Here is a 15073-nt window from a genome sequence, read left to right on the forward strand (position 1 = left end):
CGCACGGCACTGCGTCGACCATTCAGGTCACGTCGCCGGCACCCGGGCGCGACGGCCGCGGGCAAGGCCGAGCGCGACGCGTGCGCCTGAAACCTCGACACGCACACGGCGCACGGCGATGCCGCCGCGCCGCGCGTCGCGGCGTCGACGATTCAGGTCACGTCGCCGTCACCCGGGCGCGACGGCCACGGGCAGGGCCGCCGCCGACGCCGGCACCTGAGTGCTCGACGCGGCGGCCGCCCCGGGTCGCGGGCTACGCCGCGACGCGGGCGTGCGCGTCGGCGAGCAGCTCGACCGAGCGCAGGCGGTCCGACGTGGCGAGCGACGAGTGCGCGACGATGACCTCGTCGGCCTCGGCGCTGCGGGCGAACTCGGCCACGTAGTCCGCGACCTGCTCGCCCGTGCCGACGCCCGTGAAGGTCGTCATGCTGGCCACGTGCCCGCCGACCGGGGTGCGCAGCAGGTGGTCGAGCTCGTCGTCGCCGAAGGTGCGGTCGACGGTGATCTGACCGCTCTGGCGCAGCAGCATGAGCAGGCGGGCTCGCTTGACGTCCGCGAACTGCCGGTGCGCCTCGTCGGCGTCGTCCGAGGCGATCGCGTTGAGGCCCGCGATCACGTACGGCGCGTCGAGCTGCGTCGACGGCTGGAACTCGCGGCGGTAGATCGCGACGGCGTCGTGCAGCATGTCGGGCGCGAAGTGCGAGGCGAACGCGAAGGGCAGTCCGAGCGCCGCGGCGAGCTGCGCCCCGAAGGTCGACGAGCCGAGGATGTACAGCGGCACCTCGGTGCCGGCCCCCGGCGTCGCGCTGACGCCCGGCACGCGCGACTGGCCGGCGAGGAACGCCTGCAGCTCGACGACATCCTGCGGGAACCGCTCCGACGAGGCCGGGTCGCGCCGCAGGGCGCGGAACGTCGCCTGGTCGCTGCCCGGCGCCCGCCCGAGGCCGAGGTCGATGCGACCCGGGTGCAGCGTCTCGAGGGTGCCGAACTGCTCGGCGATGGTGAGCGGCGAGTGGTTCGGCAGCATGACGCCGCCCGAGCCGAGGCGGATCGTCGACGTCTGGCTCGCCACGTGCGCGATGAGCACCGACGTCGCGCTCGACGCGATCGACGACATGTTGTGGTGCTCGGCGTACCAGACCCGCCGGTACCCGCTCTTCTCGGCCTGCTGCGCGAGGGCGACGGACGCCGCGAAGCTGTCGCGCGCCGTCTCTCCGGGAGCGATGGGGGCGAGGTCCAGGATCGAGAGGGGAACGGTCATGGGGTCTGCAACCACGGAGGCGCGGGCGGTGTTCCCGAGCCAGGTCGCGGACCTGCCCGGAGGCCCGCCGCTACTGCTCGAGGTCGTCCGGGCTGAGCCGGTCGCCCGGCTCGGGGGTGCGGAAGAGCGGGTTCTCGGGCAGGCCGGCGAGGTCGTCGTCCGCCCCCGACTCGCCCTCGGCGACCGGGGTGCCGTCGACGTCGAGGTCCTCGTCCGCCGACGCGGACCCGGGAGCGGCCGAGGCGTCGTCGCGGTCGTCGGCGTCGGCGTCGGCCGCGAGGCCGCCGTCGATCGTGAGGTCGTCGTCGGGGACGACGTCCCCGGCGTCGGACGGCTCGGGCAGGTTCGGCTGGAAGGGCTCGGACATCGACATGACCCGAGCATGCGCCCGCGCGGCCGCCCCGTCCGCGGTGTTCGTCGAACGTTCAGGTGACGGCGGCCAGGTCCGCCCGGGGGGCACGCGGCCCGGCACGCCCGCGACGACGTCGCCTGAGTGCTCGACGGCGCCCCAGCACCCCGGCGCCCCGGCACCCCGGCTCGACGGCACCACCGCGCCCCGCCACGACGCGGCGGAGGCGGCCCGCGCCGCCCCTCGGGACCGCACGGACCGCCTCCTCGGCGCCCGGCTCGGGCTACAGCCCGCGCGCCAGGCGGTGGTAGGCCGCGTTCCAGCGCACCTCGCGCGTGAACTCGCGCATGGTGGTGTGCTCGTCGATGACCAGCAGCTCGGTCTCGAGGATGCGCGCGAGGTCCTCGAACGCCTCGAGGCCGACCGCGGTCGACATGACGGTGTGGTGCGCGGCGCCGGCGGTGAGCCAGGCCTCGGCCGAGACGGCGAACGACGGACGCGGCTCCCACACGGCGCGGCCGACGGGCAGGTTCGGCAGGTCGGCGTCGGGCGCGACGACGTCGACGACGTTGACCGTGAGGCGGAACCGGTCGCGCACGTCGCTCATCGCGACGACGACGGCCTCGCCCGGGTCGGCCGTGAAGACCAGGCGCACCGGGTCGTCCTTGCCGCCGATGCCGAGCTCGTGCACCTCGAGCGAGGCGCGGCCGGCCGTCAGCGACGGGCTCACCTCGAGCATGTGGGCGCCGAGGATCTTCTCGGCACCGGGCACGAGGTGGTAGGTGTAGTCCTCCATCAAGGAGGCGCCCCCCGGCAGCCCTGCGCCCATCACGGCGGCGGCGCGCACCAGCACCGCGGTCTTCCAGTCGCCCTCGGCGCCGAAGCCGTAGCCCTCGGCCATGAGGCGCTGCACCGCGAGGCCGGGCAGCTGCTTCAGCGCGCCCAGGTCCTCGAAGTTCGTCGTGAAGGCGCCGAAGCCGCCTGCCTCGAGGAACGTGCGCAGGCCGATCTCGATCGCGGCGCCGTCGCGCAGCGACTGGTGGCGCTCGCCCCCGGCCCGCAGCTCGGGGACGACGTCGTATTCCCGCTCGTAGAGTGCGACGAGGTCGTCGACCGCGGTCTCGGGGGCCGCGGCCACCGCCTCCGCCAGCTCGTTGACGCCCCAGGTGTTGACCTGCACGCCGAACGCGAGCTCGGCCTCGGTCTTGTCGCCCTCGGTGACGGCGACGAAGCGCATGTTGTCGCCGAAGCGGGCGAGCTTGAGCGAGCGCATCGCGGCGGCGCCGGCCGCCGCGCGCATCCAGGTGCCGACCTGGCGCTGCACGCGGGGGTCGCTGACGTGGCCGACGACGGTCTTGCGCGGGGCGCCGAGGCGCGTCTGCACGTAGCCGAACTCGCGGTCGCCGTGCGCGGCCTGGTTGAGGTTCATGAAGTCGAAGTCGATCTCGCCCCAGGGCAGCTCGACGTTCGCCTGCGTGTGCAGGTGCAGCAGCGGCTTGCGGAGGGCGTCGATGCCGCCGATCCACATCTTGGCCGGGCTGAAGGTGTGCATCCACGCGGTCACGCCGATGACCGAGTCGTCGAGGTTGGCCTCGAGCATCGTGCGCTTGATCGTCTCGGCGTCGGTGAGGACGGGCTTCCAGACGAGCTCGACCGGGACGTCGGAGGCGGCGGCCAGCTCGTCGGCGATGGCCCGCGACTGCTCGGCGACCTGGCGGAGGGTCTCCTCGCCGTAGAGGCCCTGGCTGCCGGTGAGGAACCAGACCTGCTTCGACGCGAGGAACGCGGCGGGGTCGACGGGGGCGGTGGTGGGTTCGGTGGTCACTGGAGTTCTCCTGCTGGCGCTTGGCCGTAGACGTTCTGGTACCGGTCGAAGAGGGCGTCGATGCTCTCCTGCGGGATGGGGAGGGGCTCGCCGAGCTGGCGGCTGAGGTGCACGGTGCGGGCGACGTCCTCGGTCATGACGGCGGCCTTGACGGCGTCGCGGGCGTCCTTGCCGATGGTGAAGACGCCGTGGTTCTGCATCAGCACGGCACGGCTGCGGTGGCCCTCGAGGGTCGCGACGATGCCCTCGCCGATCGACTCGTCGCCGATGATCGCGAACGGACCGACGGGGATCTCGCCGCCGAACTCGTCGGCCATGGCCGTGATGACGCACGGGATCGACTCGCCGCGGGCCGCCCACGCCGTGGCGTAGGTCGAGTGCGTGTGCACCACTCCCCCGACCTTCGGCATGGCCCGGTACACGTGGGCGTGCGCCGCGGTGTCGCTCGAGGGGCTGCGCTCGCTGCCGGGGCTGCCCGCGACGACGGTGCCGTCGAGGTGGCAGAGGATCTGGTTCTCGGGCGTCAGGTCGTCGTAGTCGACGCCGCTCGGCTTGATCACGAACAGGTTCGTGCCGGGCACGCGCTGGGAGACGTTGCCGCCCGTCCAGACGACGAGGCCGTAGCGGGTCAGCTCGGCGTGCAGGTCGCAGACGGCGCGACGCGTGGCGTCGATGGCCGACTCGGTGGCGCGGTCGACGAAGCTCACGCGGTCACCCCCGCGGCGTCCGCGGACGAGGCCGACGAGGCCGACGAGGCGGCGGGCGCCTCGGGCTCGGCGACCGGCGCGCTCGAGCCGCCCCGCGCCTCCCTGCTGATGGCCTTGAGCCGGTGCATGACGTCGTTGCCGCCGCGGCCGAACCAGTCGTGCAGCAGCAGGTACTCGGCGTAGAGCGCGTCGTAGGCGTCGGCGGCTGCGGGGTCGGGCGTGTAGGAGGCGCGGTCCACGCTGCCCATCGCGTCGGACGCCACGCGGGTGTCCGGGTAGGCGCCGGCCGCGACGGCGGCGTGGATCGCCGAGCCGAGGGCGGGGCCCTGCTCGCTGCGGATCGTCGAGATCGGCATGCGCAGCACGTCGCTGTAGGTCTGCATCAGGTGGCGGTTCTTGAGCAGGCCGCCGGCGGCGATGAACTCGGTGACGGGAACGCCCGAGTCGTTGAACGCCTCGACGATGCGGCGCGTGCCGAAGGCCGTGGCCTCGAGCAGGGCGCGGTAGCCGTCCTCGGGCGCGGTGCCGAGGGTCTGCCCGACGATCACGCCGCTGAGCTCGTGGTCGACGAGCACCGAGCGGTTGCCGCTGTGCCAGTCGAGCGCGACGAGCCCGTGGGCGCCCACGGGCTGCTCGTACGCGAGGTCGGTGAGGTACTGGTGCACGCTGGTGCCCGCGGCCTCGGCCGCGTCGACGGCCGACTGCGGCACCTGGTTGCGCACGTACCAGGCGAAGATGTCGCCCACGCCCGACTGGCCCGCCTCGTAGCCCCAGAAGCCGTCGGTGATGCCGCCGTCGACGGCGCCGCACATGCCGGGGACCTCGGCCAGCTCGGAGCCGTTCATCACGTGGCAGGTGCTCGTGCCCATGATGGCGACCATCTGGCCGGGCTGGGTGGCCTTGGCGGCCGGGGCGGTGACGTGCGCGTCGACGTTGCCGACCGCGACGGCGATGCCCTCGGGCAGGCCGGTCCACGCCGCGGCCTCGGCGGAGAGGGTGCCGGCGGCGTCGCCGAGCGCGCCGATCTCGTGGGCGACCTTGGTCTCGGCGAAGTCGGCGAAGTCGGGGTTCAGCGCGGCGAGGAACTCGCGGCTCGGGTACTCGCCATCCTGCAGGATCCCCTTGTAGCCGGCGGTGCAGGCGTTGCGCACGTACCGTCCGCTGAGCTGCCAGACGATCCAGTCGGCGGCCTCCACCCAGTGCTCGGTCGCCGCGTAGACCTCGGGGTCCTCCTCGAGCAGCTGCAGGCCCTTGGCGAACTCCCACTCGCTCGAGATGAGCCCGCCGTAGCGGGGCAGCCACGACTCGCCGCGCTCGCGGGCGAGCTCGTTGATGCGGTCGGCCTGGCCCTGCGCCGCGTGGTGGCGCCACAGCTTGACGTAGGCGTGCGGGCGGTCGGCGAACTGCTCGAGCTCGTTGAGGGGCGTGCCGTCGGCGGTCGTCGGCACCATGGTGCAGGCCGTGAAGTCCGTGCCGATGCCGACGACGGACGCCGGGTCGACGCCCGAGGCGGCCAGTGCCCGGGGCACGGCGCTCTTGAGCACGTCGACGTAGTCGCTCGGCACCTGCAGCGCCCACTCGGCGGGAAGGCGTTCGCCGCTGGTGGGGAGGGTGCGGTCGACGACGGCGTGCGCGTACTCGTGGGTGGCGGTGCCGAGCTCGGCGCCGTCGGAGACGCGGACGACGACCGCCCGTCCGCTCAGCGTGCCGAAGTCGACGCCGACGACGTGTGCGTCGGGCGCGGCGGTGGTGTCTGCCATGGAACGTCCTTGTCCTGGTGGTGCATGCCCCGGAGGAGCGGGTCGAGTGGGGTGCCCACGCGAAAGTGAGCGCTCACATTGTCGCACGGCCGAGGCGCCGCGTGCAACGCGGACGGGCCGTCGGCGAGCGGGCTCAGCCGCGCGGAGCCGAGGTCGAGCGACGCACGACGAGCTCGGGCCGCATCGGCGCGACGGCCTCGTCGTCGCCGGCGAGGACCGCCTCGACCGTGTCCATGATCCGGCGGCCGAGCGCCTCGAAGTCCTGGCGCACGGTCGTGAGCGGCGGCAGGTAGTGGGCCGCCTCGGGGACGTCGTCGAAGCCGACGACGCTGACGTCGCGCGGCACGTCGAGGCCGGCGTCGCCGAGGGCGTGGACGGCCCCGAGCGCCATCTGGTCGTTGGCGCAGAAGACGGCGGTGACGTCGCCGCGGGCGGCGAGCTCGGCGCCGAGCCGGTGGCCGGAGGCGGGGGTCCAGTCGCCGCGCAGCAGCGGACCCGGCTCGAGCCCCAGGCGCTCGCACGCCCGGCGCCAGCCCCGTTCGCGGTCGCGGCCGTCCATCCAGGCCTCGGGCCCCGCCACGTGCGCGACCGAGCGGTGCCCCAGCGCGGCCAGGTGCTCGACGGCGAGCTCGGCACCGGCCGCCTGGTCGATCGACACCGCGTGGTGGCCGTCGTCGGCGACGCTGTCGGCGGTGACCAGCGGGACGGACACGCGGGAGGAGCGGAGCACGTCGAGCGCCTCGGCGTCGGGGGCGATGAGCACGATGGCCGCCACGGCCTGGCCGACGAAGGCGTCGACCGCCTGCTCGACCGCCCGGGTGTCGTCGCCGTCGAGGGTGGCCATCGACACCTGGTAGCCGGCCCGGCGCGCGGCGCCGTTGAAGCCGTGCATCGTGCTGGACGGGCCGTAGAAGGGGAACCCGGTGCTGATCAGGCCGATCGACCGGGTCTTGCGACTGGCGAGCGCTCGGGCCGTGAGGCTCGGCCGGTAGCTGAGCTTCTCGACCGCGGCGTCGACCTTGGCCTTCGTGGCGGGCCGGACGGTCGGGTCGCCGTTGACGACTCGCGACACCGTCTGGTGCGAGACGCCGGCCACGGCCGCGACGTCGAAGAGGGTTGCCACTGTCTGATCCTAAGGTCGGCGGGTCCGGGCAGCCGTGGTGCGGCGGCGGCGGGCGACGGGGTGCGAGGGCGGGCGGGCGAGGCCGGGCGAGGGCGGGCGACGTCGAGCGCTCAGGCACGGGCGACGGCGTCGCCCGGAGACGACGGAGGCGCGGTCCCCCCTGGGCCGCGCCTCCTGAGTCGTCGACCGACCGACCGGTCGACGAGCCTCGCCGTGCTGCTGGTTACTTGCCGCTGGAGGCGGCGCGACGCTTGTTGAAGACGTCGAACGCGACCGCGGCGAGCAGCACGAGCCCCTTGATGAGGCTCTGGTACTCGGTGCCGACGCCGAGGATCGACATGCCGTTGTTCAGGATGCCGATGATCAGGCCGCCGACGATGGCGCCGGTGACCGTGCCGATGCCGCCCGTGACCGCCGCGCCGCCGATGAAGACGGCCGCGATGGCGTCGAGCTCGAACCCGTTGCCGGCGCTGGGGCTGGCGAGGTTCAGCTGGCCGGTGAAGACCAGGCCCGCGAGGGCGGAGATGACGCCCATGTTCACGAACAGCAGGAACGTGACGCGCTTGGTCTTGATGCCGGACAGCTCGGCGGCGTGCAGGTTGCCGCCGATGGCGTAGACGTGGCGGCCGAACACCGAGTTCTTCATGACGGTCGAGTACACGACCACGAGCACGGCGAGCACGACCAGGACGATCGGGGTGCCCGAGTAGCTGGCGAGCAGGAACCCGATGTACATGACGAGCGCGACGGTGAAGACCATCTTCGTGATGAACCAGAGGAACGGCTCGTCCTCGAGCTGGTACTTGCGACGGGTCGCACGACCGCGCAGGCCGGTGCCGATCAGGGCGATCGAGGCGATCAGGCCGAGCACGAGCGTGAGCGGCTCGTAGCCGGTGGTGCCGAACGCGGGCAAGAAGCCCGAGCCGATGTCGCGGAACCCCTGGGGGAAGGGCGAGATCTGCTGGTTCTGCAGGGCGATCTGCGCGGCGCCGCGGAACGCGAGCATGCCGGCCAGGGTGACGATGAACGCCGGGATGCCGAAGTAGGCGATCCAGAAGCCCTGCCACGCGCCGACGAGTCCGCCGAGCACCAGGCACAGCACGACGGCGACCGGCCAGGGCAGGCCCCACTGGGTGATCATGACGCCGGCCATGGCGCCCGTGAACGCCACGATCGAGCCGACCGAGAGGTCGATGTGCCCGGCGATGATCACCATCACCATGCCGATGGCGAGGATCAGGATGTAGCTGTTCTGCACCACCAGGTTCGACACGTTGATCGGCGCCAGGGTGATGCCGTTCGTCGTGATCTGGAAGAACAGCACGATGACGATCAGCGCGATGAACAGGCCGATCTGGCGAAGCTGTCCGCCGAGGTACGAGACCGCGCCGAGGAGGGGGTTCCCGCCGGAGCCGCTCTGCGGCTGACGGGAGGTGGGCGACCCGCCCGTGGGCTTCGGGTCGGTGGCCTGGGTGGGGCTAGGCGCGCTCATTGACGGGGCTCTCTCGTTCGAGGGTCATGTACTTCAGGAGGAACTCGGGGGTCGCCTCGGCGATCGGCACGTCGGCCGTGATGCGGCCCTCCGAGAGGGTGTAGACGCGGTCGCAGATGCCGAGCAGCTCGGGCAGCTCGCTCGAGATGACGATCACTCCCTTGCCGGCGTCCGCGAGCTGGTTGATGATCGTGTAGATCTCGTACTTGGCGCCGACGTCGATGCCGCGGGTGGGCTCGTCGAGGATGAGCACGTCGGGGTCGGTGTACATCCACTTCGACAGCACGACCTTCTGCTGGTTGCCGCCCGAGAGCTTGCCCGTCAGGGCGGCCACGTTCGGCGCCTTGATGTTCATGCTCTTGCGGTACTTCTCGGCGACCGTGCTCTCTTCCGAGCTGTTGACGAAGCCGGCCTTCGCGAGCTTGCGCAGGGCCGAGCCCGAGACGTTGCGGGTGATGTCGTCGATCAGGTTGAGGCCGTACTTCTTGCGGTCCTCGGTGGCGTAGGCGATGCCGGCCGCGATGGCCTTGCTCACCGTGCTCGTGTCGATCTTCTCGCCCCGCTTGTAGACGGTGCCCGAGATGCCGGTGCCGTAGCTCTTGCCGAAGACGCTCATGGCGAGCTCGGTGCGGCCGGCGCCCATCAGGCCCGCGATGCCGACGATCTCCCCGGCCCGGACGTTCAGGTTCGCCTGGTGGATGATCTCGCGGGTCGCGTCGAGCGGGTGGTGCACCGTCCAGTCCTCGATGCGCAGCAGCTCCTCGCCGACGTGCGACTCGTGGGCCGGGTAGCGGCTCTCGAGGTCGCGGCCGACCATGCCCTTGATGATGCGGTCCTCGGTGACCTCGCCGGCGTGCATGTCGAGGGTCTCGATCGTCTTGCCGTCGCGGATGATCGTGACCTTGTCGGCGATCGCCTTGATCTCGTTGAGCTTGTGGCTGATGATGATCGACGTGATGCCCTGCCCCTGCAGGCTCTTGATCAGGTCGAGCAGGTGGGCCGAGTCGTCGTCGTTCAGGGCGGCCGTCGGCTCGTCGAGGATGAGCAGCTTCACCCGCTTCGAGAGCGCCTTGGCGATCTCGACGAGCTGCTGCTTGCCGACGCCGATGTCGGTCACCTTCGTGACGGGGTTGTCGCGCAGGCCGACGCGGGCCAGCAGGCCGGCCGCGTCGAGGTTCGTCTTGTTCCAGTCGATGAAGCCGCCCTTGGCCTGCTCGTTGCCGAGGAAGATGTTCTCGGCGATCGACAGGAAGGGGCTGAGCGCGAGCTCCTGGTGGATGATGACGACGCCCGCGGCCTCGGAGTCGTTGATGTTCTTGAAGTCGACGGGCTGGCCGTCGAGCAGGATCTGGCCGTCGAAGGAACCCGAGGGGTAGACCCCCGACAGCACCTTCATGAGCGTCGACTTGCCGGCGCCGTTCTCGCCGCAGATCGCGTGGACCTGGCCGCGCTCGACCTCCAGCGTGACGTCCTGCAGGGCCTTGACGCCGGGGAACGTCTTCGTGATGTCGCGCATCTCGAGGATCGTGTTCGCCACGTGTTCCTTCTTTCGTGCATGGGGTGGGGCGGTGCGGTGGGACGCAGGAGGTGCGGGGCGGCTGCACCGCACCTCCTGCGTCCCGAGGGAGGGGGACCTACTTGAGGTCGGCCTCGGTGTAGTAGCCGCTGTCGACGAGGACTTCCTTGTAGTTGTCCTTCGTGACGATCGTGGGCTGGAAGAGGTACGTCGGGACGACCTTCTCGCCGTTGTCGTACGTCTTGTCGTCGTTCGTCTCAGGCGTCTTGCCGTTGAGGATGTCGTCGGCCATCACGACGGACTGGTCGGCGAGCTGACGGGTGTCCTTGTAGATGGTCGAGTACTGCTGACCGGCGATGATCGACTTGACCGAGGCGGCCTCGGCGTCCTGGCCGGTGACGACCGGGAGGGCGTCGCTGGCGTAGCCGGCGCCCTCGAGCGCCGAGATGATGCCGATCGAGATGCCGTCGTAGGGCGAGAGCACGCCGTCGAGCTTGGTGCCGCCCGAGTAGGTCGAGGCGATCAGGTTCTGCATGCGCGCCTTGGCGGTGGCGGGGTCCCACTGCAGCGTGGCGGCCTGCGTGAACTGGTCCTGGCCGGAGCCGATCGTGAGCGAGCCGTCCTCGAGGTAGGGCTTGAGGGTGTCCATCGCGCCGCCGAAGAAGAAGTTGGCGTTGTTGTCGTCGGGGCTGCCGGCGAAGACCTCGATGGTCTTCTTCTCGGCGCCGTCGACCTTCTTGCCGTCGGCGTCGGCGAGGCCGAGGCCGGTGAGCAGGCTCGTGGCCTGGTCGACGCCGACCTTGTAGTTGTCGAACGACACGTAGTAGTCGACGTTCTCGTTGCCCGTCAGCAGGCGGTCGTACGAGATGACCTCGATGCCGGCCTTGGCGGCCGAGTCGAGCTGGTCGCTGAGCGAGCCGCCGTCGATCGACGCCACGATCAGGACCTTGGCGCCCTTGGTGATCATGTTGCTGACCTGCTGGACCTGCTGCGGGATCTTGTTGTCGGCGTACTCGAGGTCGACCTTGTAGCCCTTGTCCTCGAGCGCGCTCTTGACGGCGTCGCCGTCCTTGATCCAGCGCTCGGAGACCTTGGTGGGCATCGCGACGCCGACCAGGGCACCGGCGTTGTCGCCGCTGTCGCTGCCGCTGCCGCTGTCGGCGCCACGGCCGCCGCCGCCGGCGCAGCCGGCGAGGGAGACGGCGAGGCCTGCGGCGACGATGCCGACGAGGAGCTTCTTGTTGTTCACGGGGATTCCTTCGTGTCCGTGTCATCTCGACGGCGTCGTCGATGACGGATGGTGGTGCTGTGGGGTGGTGCAGGGATCGGCTGGCCGGGCGGCAGGACGTCGCGGGACCGGGCCGGGGTGCGGCGGGACGCGACCGGGGTCGTGTCGGGCCGGCCGACGCGCGGTGAGGCGCGCCGGAGCTGGGGGCCTAGGCGGGCGAGGTGGCGCGGGCCGAGGAGGCGCGGGTCGGCAGGGCCGAGGAGGCGCGGGTCGCCGACGGGGCGACGGTCGCGTCGGGCGACGCGGGCACGCGGTGGCTGGCGGGTGCGCCGGCGTGCGGGGCGGCGGGTGCGGTGCGGTTCACGGGTGACCTCTTCGTCAGGTGGTGTGTCGCGGGTGCGGCTGCGCTGGGTGTGTCTCGGGTGCCGACCGTACCGTGGAGCGGGCCGTGGGTGCGGTGGCCGCGCCGAGCGGTGCCGGGCGATGTGACCGTTTCATGTGAGCGCTCACATCTGTGGTCCGGGGCAACTATGAACGAGGCCGTGACCGATGTCAAGTCGCGCACACGGGGGTCAGGGTTCACACGCCGGATACACGCCGTTCACGGGCCTGAGCGGAACGCGGTGCACCATGTGCCCATGATGACCGTCACGGCCACCGTCCACACCGCGCACGACAGCGCCGGACTGTTCTGGCTGTCGCGGCGGCTGCTCGCCGAGCACACGACCGCCCGGGTCGACGAGGGCCAGTACCTCGTGCAGCTCGCCGACGCGGGCACCGTGCTGCTCACCGAGCTGCCCGACATGCTGCGCTTCGACGTCGTCGTCCGCGACGAGCTCGCCGGCCGGCGCACGCGCCGCGCCCTCGAGGGCGTGCTCGCGCGCTGGTCGCTCGGCGCCGTCTCGGCGGTCACGTGGCAGACGGCGCCGCTCGGGGCGGAGCCGCTCAGCGCGTAGGCGACCCGGCCTGCGGGCCCTCGGCGCGCCCCCTCGGGGCCAGGGCCGCCCGCGGGGGCGACCTGGCCTGCGGGGCCGCGCCGCGCCTCCTCGGGTTCGGCGACCGAGTCAGGCGACGGGGTCAGACGGTGGCGGTCAGGAGATCGCCGCGATGGTCCACGACGCCGTGTGCGACTCCCCCGGCGCGAGGCGGACGAGGTCGACCCCGCTCGTGAAGGCGTCGGGCGGGCAGGTCATCGGCTCGACGGCGAGGCCGAGGCGGTCGAGCTCGGGCTCGGGCCGGTCGCCCGTGTGCACCTGCACCCAGGGCAGCTCGGACACGGCCCACGACATGGCGACCCCGCGCCCGTCGCCGGCGACGACCTCGACCGTCGCACGCCCGTCGGGCCCGCCCTCGATCTCGGTGAACGCGTGGTCGACGAACAGGTCGCCGACGACGCGCGCCTCGCGGAAGTCGAAGCCCTCTCGCTCGGTGACGCCGTGCACGCCGGTCGGCACGAGGCGGTCGTCGGTGACCTCGAGGTAGCTCGCCGCGGGCAGCCGCAGCGACCAGTCGTCGACGCGCCCCTCGCCCGCGACGAGGTAGGGGTGCGGGGCGACCCCGTACGGCGCCGTGCCCTGGCCGACATTCGTCGCGGTGACCGTGGTGACGAGCCCCGTGTCGCCGAGCTCGTAGGTCGCCCGCAGCTCGAGGCGGAACGGGTAGCCGTCGCTCGGCGCGAGCGTCGTCACGAGGGAGGCGCGGTGCGGCCCCTCGGAGCCGGCCGCGTCGACGTCCCAGTCGCTCCACTGCACGAGGCCGTGCAGGGCGTGGCCCCGCTCGACCTCGGTGATCGGCAGCTGGCGCTCGACGCCGTCGTCGTCCTCCCACGAGCCGTCGACGACGCGGTTCGGCCACGGGGCGAGCAGGGCGCCGCGGTACAGCGGACGCACCTCGTCGAGGCCGAAGGGCACGACCAGGTCGCGGCCGTCGTGCGTCAGCGAGCGCAGGGTCGCGCCGACGCCGGCGAGCTCGGCGCGGTAGGGGCCGTGCTCGAGCACCGTGCGGGCGCCGCTGACCGGGAGGGTCGCGGCGGTCGTCGTCGGGGCGTCGGTCGTCGGGGCGTCGGCCGTCGTCTGGGCGTCGGTCGAGCTGTCGGTCGAGGTGGTCTCAGGCACGGGGTGCTCCTCCGAAGACGGTGCGGTCGAGGTGGGCGTTGCGGAAGCGGCCCTCCGGGTCGACGGCGGCGGCGTGCGCCGCGAAGTCGTCGAGACGAGGGTAGCGACGACGCAGCACCCCGTGGTCGAGGGTGGCCACCTTGCCCCAGTGCGGGCGGGCGTCGAACGGGGCCAGCGCCTCCTCGACGCTCGGCAGCACCGCGAGCACCGCCTCGGTGTCGCGCCTCCAGGTGAAGTGGAACGCGATGCTGTCGCGTTCGCCGCTGGGGCTGAGCCAGGCGTCGTCGGCGGCGACGCCGCGGATCTCGCTGACGAAGATGACGTCGGCCAGGCTCTCGCCGATCGCGCGGAGGGCCTCGGCCGCGGCCGGGGCGTGCTCGGCGGGGACGAGGTACTCGCTCTGGATCTCCTCGCCCGCGCTCGGCGTGAACTCGGCGCGGAAGTGCGGCAGGCGGTCGAGCCACGGCCCGGGCACGCCCAGCTGCGGGGTGACGGCGTCGGCGGCGGTGTCGGGCAGCATGTGCACGGCCTCCGACGCGGGACGGGCGCCCAGCGCGACGAGGTCGAGCGGCGTGGCCAGGGGCGCGTCGCCGACGCGGGCCTTCGCCCAGACCTGGCCGACGTGGTCGCCCGTGAAGCGGGTGAAGAGGCTGACGCTGTAGGCGTGCGCCATGAGGCGGTCGAAGTGCTCGAGGGCCGCGTCCCAAGGGAGGTCGTGGTGCACGGTCTGGACGACGTCGAACGTCGGCACCGTGTCGAGCACGAGGGCGGTGACGACGCCGAGGGCGCCGAGGCCCACGACGGAGGCGCCGAACGCGTCGTCGCCGCGACGGACGACGTCGAGCGAGCCGTCGGCCCGCACGATCTCGACGGCCGCGACGGCCGACGACAGCGCGGGGTTGCGCACCCCCGAGCCGTGGGTGCCCGTCTGGACGGCCCCGGCCACGCTGATGTGCGGCAGCGACGCGAGGTTCGACAGGGCGCGACCGCGGGCCTGCAGCTCGCGGGCGAGGACGGCGTGCGTCGTGCCGGCGCCCACGCGCACGGTGCCGGCGGCCTGGTCGAGCTCGATCGGCAGGCCGAGCGCCTCGGTCGAGACGAGCACCCCGTCGGTGTCGGCGATGCGGTTGAACGAGTGCCGCGAGCCGATGGCCTTCACGCGGCGGCTGGACGCGACGACGTCGCGCAGCTCGTCGACCGAGGTCGGGGTGCGGAGGTCGGTCGTCGTGTACTCGACGTTCTCGGCCCAGTTGTGCATGAGACTCCTTCGACTCGGTGACGGCGCCCAGTCTAGTGAGCGCTCACTCCTCGCGGCCCGCGGCGGGCTCGGGCGGGCGGGCGCGCGGCGGCGCGTCGAGGACTCAGGTGGCGCGGGCGGAGGCGCGCGCGGCGGCCCGGCGGCTGGCCGGGCGACGACGCCGAGACCTGAACCCTCGACGGGGCCGCCCGCGGTCGGCCGTGTCGAGGACTCAGGTCGCGACGCCGACCCGGGCCCGCGCGGCCCGGCGCCCCGCGGGGCCGTCGCGTCGTCGCCTGAGCCCTCGACGGCGCCGCCCGGAGGCCGGCCGCGAGCGCCCTCGGTCGCCGCCGGCGGCGCCGTGTCCCCCTCACTGGGGACCGGCTACCCCCCGGACTGGGCCCGCGTCCCCCGTTGTCCCCCACGCCCGGACGCGGTTCGCTGGGTGCAGGCCCCGGGAG

Annotated in this window: 13 protein-coding genes; 1 reads left to right on the forward strand and 12 read right to left on the reverse strand. The window is 72.7% G+C overall.

Annotation, left to right across the window (positions count from 1 at the left end; all coding sequences use genetic code 11):
• Positions 1-253: 253 nt before the first annotated feature.
• The 10 genes from FHR78_RS04845 to FHR78_RS04890 all read right to left on the reverse strand — a co-directional run bounded on the left by FHR78_RS04845 (position 254) and on the right by FHR78_RS04890 (position 11625).
• On the reverse strand, positions 254-1261 hold the full coding sequence (locus FHR78_RS04845) for an LLM class flavin-dependent oxidoreductase (RefSeq protein ID WP_166759316.1): 1008 nt from the start codon (positions 1259-1261) through the stop codon (positions 254-256).
• 70 nt (positions 1262-1331) lie between these two features.
• The gene (locus tag FHR78_RS04850) at positions 1332-1628 is read right to left on the reverse strand and encodes a hypothetical protein (protein WP_166759317.1); all 297 of its coding nucleotides are present in this window, start codon (positions 1626-1628) and stop codon (positions 1332-1334) included.
• A 265-nt stretch (positions 1629-1893) separates the two neighbouring features.
• Positions 1894-3435: an L-arabinose isomerase gene (gene araA, locus FHR78_RS04855; protein WP_166759318.1), complete on the reverse strand. Its 1542-nt coding sequence runs from the start codon at positions 3433-3435 to the stop codon at positions 1894-1896.
• A complete protein-coding gene (locus FHR78_RS04860; RefSeq protein WP_166759319.1) occupies positions 3432-4142 on the reverse strand; it encodes an L-ribulose-5-phosphate 4-epimerase in 711 nt (236 codons plus the stop codon). The genes araA and FHR78_RS04860 overlap by 4 nt, the downstream gene beginning before the upstream one ends.
• Positions 4139-5902 carry a ribulokinase gene (gene araB / locus FHR78_RS04865; protein ID WP_166759320.1) on the reverse strand — a complete coding sequence of 588 codons (1764 nt, stop codon included), beginning with the start codon at positions 5900-5902 and terminating at the stop codon, positions 4139-4141. Before araB ends, FHR78_RS04860 begins: the two co-directional genes overlap by 4 nt.
• 133 nt (positions 5903-6035) lie before the next feature.
• A complete protein-coding gene (locus tag FHR78_RS04870) occupies positions 6036-7025 on the reverse strand; it encodes a substrate-binding domain-containing protein (RefSeq protein WP_166759321.1) in 990 nt (329 codons plus the stop codon).
• 223 nt (positions 7026-7248) lie between these two features.
• The gene (mmsB, locus tag FHR78_RS04875) at positions 7249-8517 is read right to left on the reverse strand and encodes a multiple monosaccharide ABC transporter permease (protein WP_166759322.1); all 1269 of its coding nucleotides are present in this window, start codon (positions 8515-8517) and stop codon (positions 7249-7251) included.
• The gene (gene mmsA / locus FHR78_RS04880) at positions 8504-10054 is read right to left on the reverse strand and encodes a multiple monosaccharide ABC transporter ATP-binding protein (RefSeq protein WP_166759323.1); all 1551 of its coding nucleotides are present in this window, start codon (positions 10052-10054) and stop codon (positions 8504-8506) included. The genes mmsB and mmsA overlap by 14 nt, the downstream gene beginning before the upstream one ends.
• 97 nt (positions 10055-10151) lie before the next feature.
• Positions 10152-11282, reverse strand: coding sequence for a multiple monosaccharide ABC transporter substrate-binding protein (gene chvE / locus FHR78_RS04885; RefSeq protein ID WP_166759324.1), 1131 nt, complete (start codon positions 11280-11282; stop codon positions 10152-10154).
• A 187-nt stretch (positions 11283-11469) separates the two neighbouring features.
• On the reverse strand, positions 11470-11625 hold the full coding sequence (locus FHR78_RS04890; RefSeq protein WP_166759325.1) for a hypothetical protein: 156 nt from the start codon (positions 11623-11625) through the stop codon (positions 11470-11472).
• A 274-nt stretch (positions 11626-11899) separates the two neighbouring features.
• On the opposite strand from FHR78_RS04890, the gene FHR78_RS04895 reads away from it, so the two are divergent.
• Entirely contained in the window at positions 11900-12217 is a 318-nt protein-coding gene (locus FHR78_RS04895) for a hypothetical protein (protein WP_166759326.1), read from the forward strand.
• Positions 12218-12352: 135 nt separating this feature from the next.
• Here FHR78_RS04895 and FHR78_RS04900 read toward each other — a convergent pair whose 3' ends face one another.
• Together FHR78_RS04900 and FHR78_RS04905 are read right to left on the reverse strand one after the other, a co-directional pair.
• Positions 12353-13375, reverse strand: coding sequence for an aldose 1-epimerase family protein (locus FHR78_RS04900; protein WP_347878053.1), 1023 nt, complete (start codon positions 13373-13375; stop codon positions 12353-12355).
• The gene (locus FHR78_RS04905; RefSeq protein WP_166759327.1) at positions 13368-14633 is read right to left on the reverse strand and encodes an FAD-binding protein; all 1266 of its coding nucleotides are present in this window, start codon (positions 14631-14633) and stop codon (positions 13368-13370) included. Before FHR78_RS04905 ends, FHR78_RS04900 begins: the two co-directional genes overlap by 8 nt.
• Positions 14634-15073 lie beyond the last annotated feature (440 nt).

Source organism: Frigoribacterium faeni (genome assembly GCF_011761235.1).
GTDB lineage: Bacteria > Actinomycetota > Actinomycetes > Actinomycetales > Microbacteriaceae > Frigoribacterium > Frigoribacterium faeni_A.

Bases quoted from the DNA above. Each gene is read 5' to 3' on its own strand.
- FHR78_RS04845 (WP_166759316.1), bottom strand. From the start codon at position 1,261: ATGACCGTTCCCCTCTCGATCCTGGACCTCGCCCCCATCGCTCCCGGA.
- FHR78_RS04850 (WP_166759317.1), bottom strand. From the start codon at position 1,628: ATGTCCGAGCCCTTCCAGCCGAACCTGCCCGAGCCGTCCGACGCCGGG.
- araB (WP_166759320.1), bottom strand. From the start codon at position 5,902: ATGGCAGACACCACCGCCGCGCCCGACGCACACGTCGTCGGCGTCGAC.
- mmsB (WP_166759322.1), bottom strand. From the start codon at position 8,517: ATGAGCGCGCCTAGCCCCACCCAGGCCACCGACCCGAAGCCCACGGGC.
- FHR78_RS04895 (WP_166759326.1), top strand. From the start codon at position 11,900: ATGATGACCGTCACGGCCACCGTCCACACCGCGCACGACAGCGCCGGA.
- FHR78_RS04905 (WP_166759327.1), bottom strand. From the start codon at position 14,633: ATGCACAACTGGGCCGAGAACGTCGAGTACACGACGACCGACCTCCGC.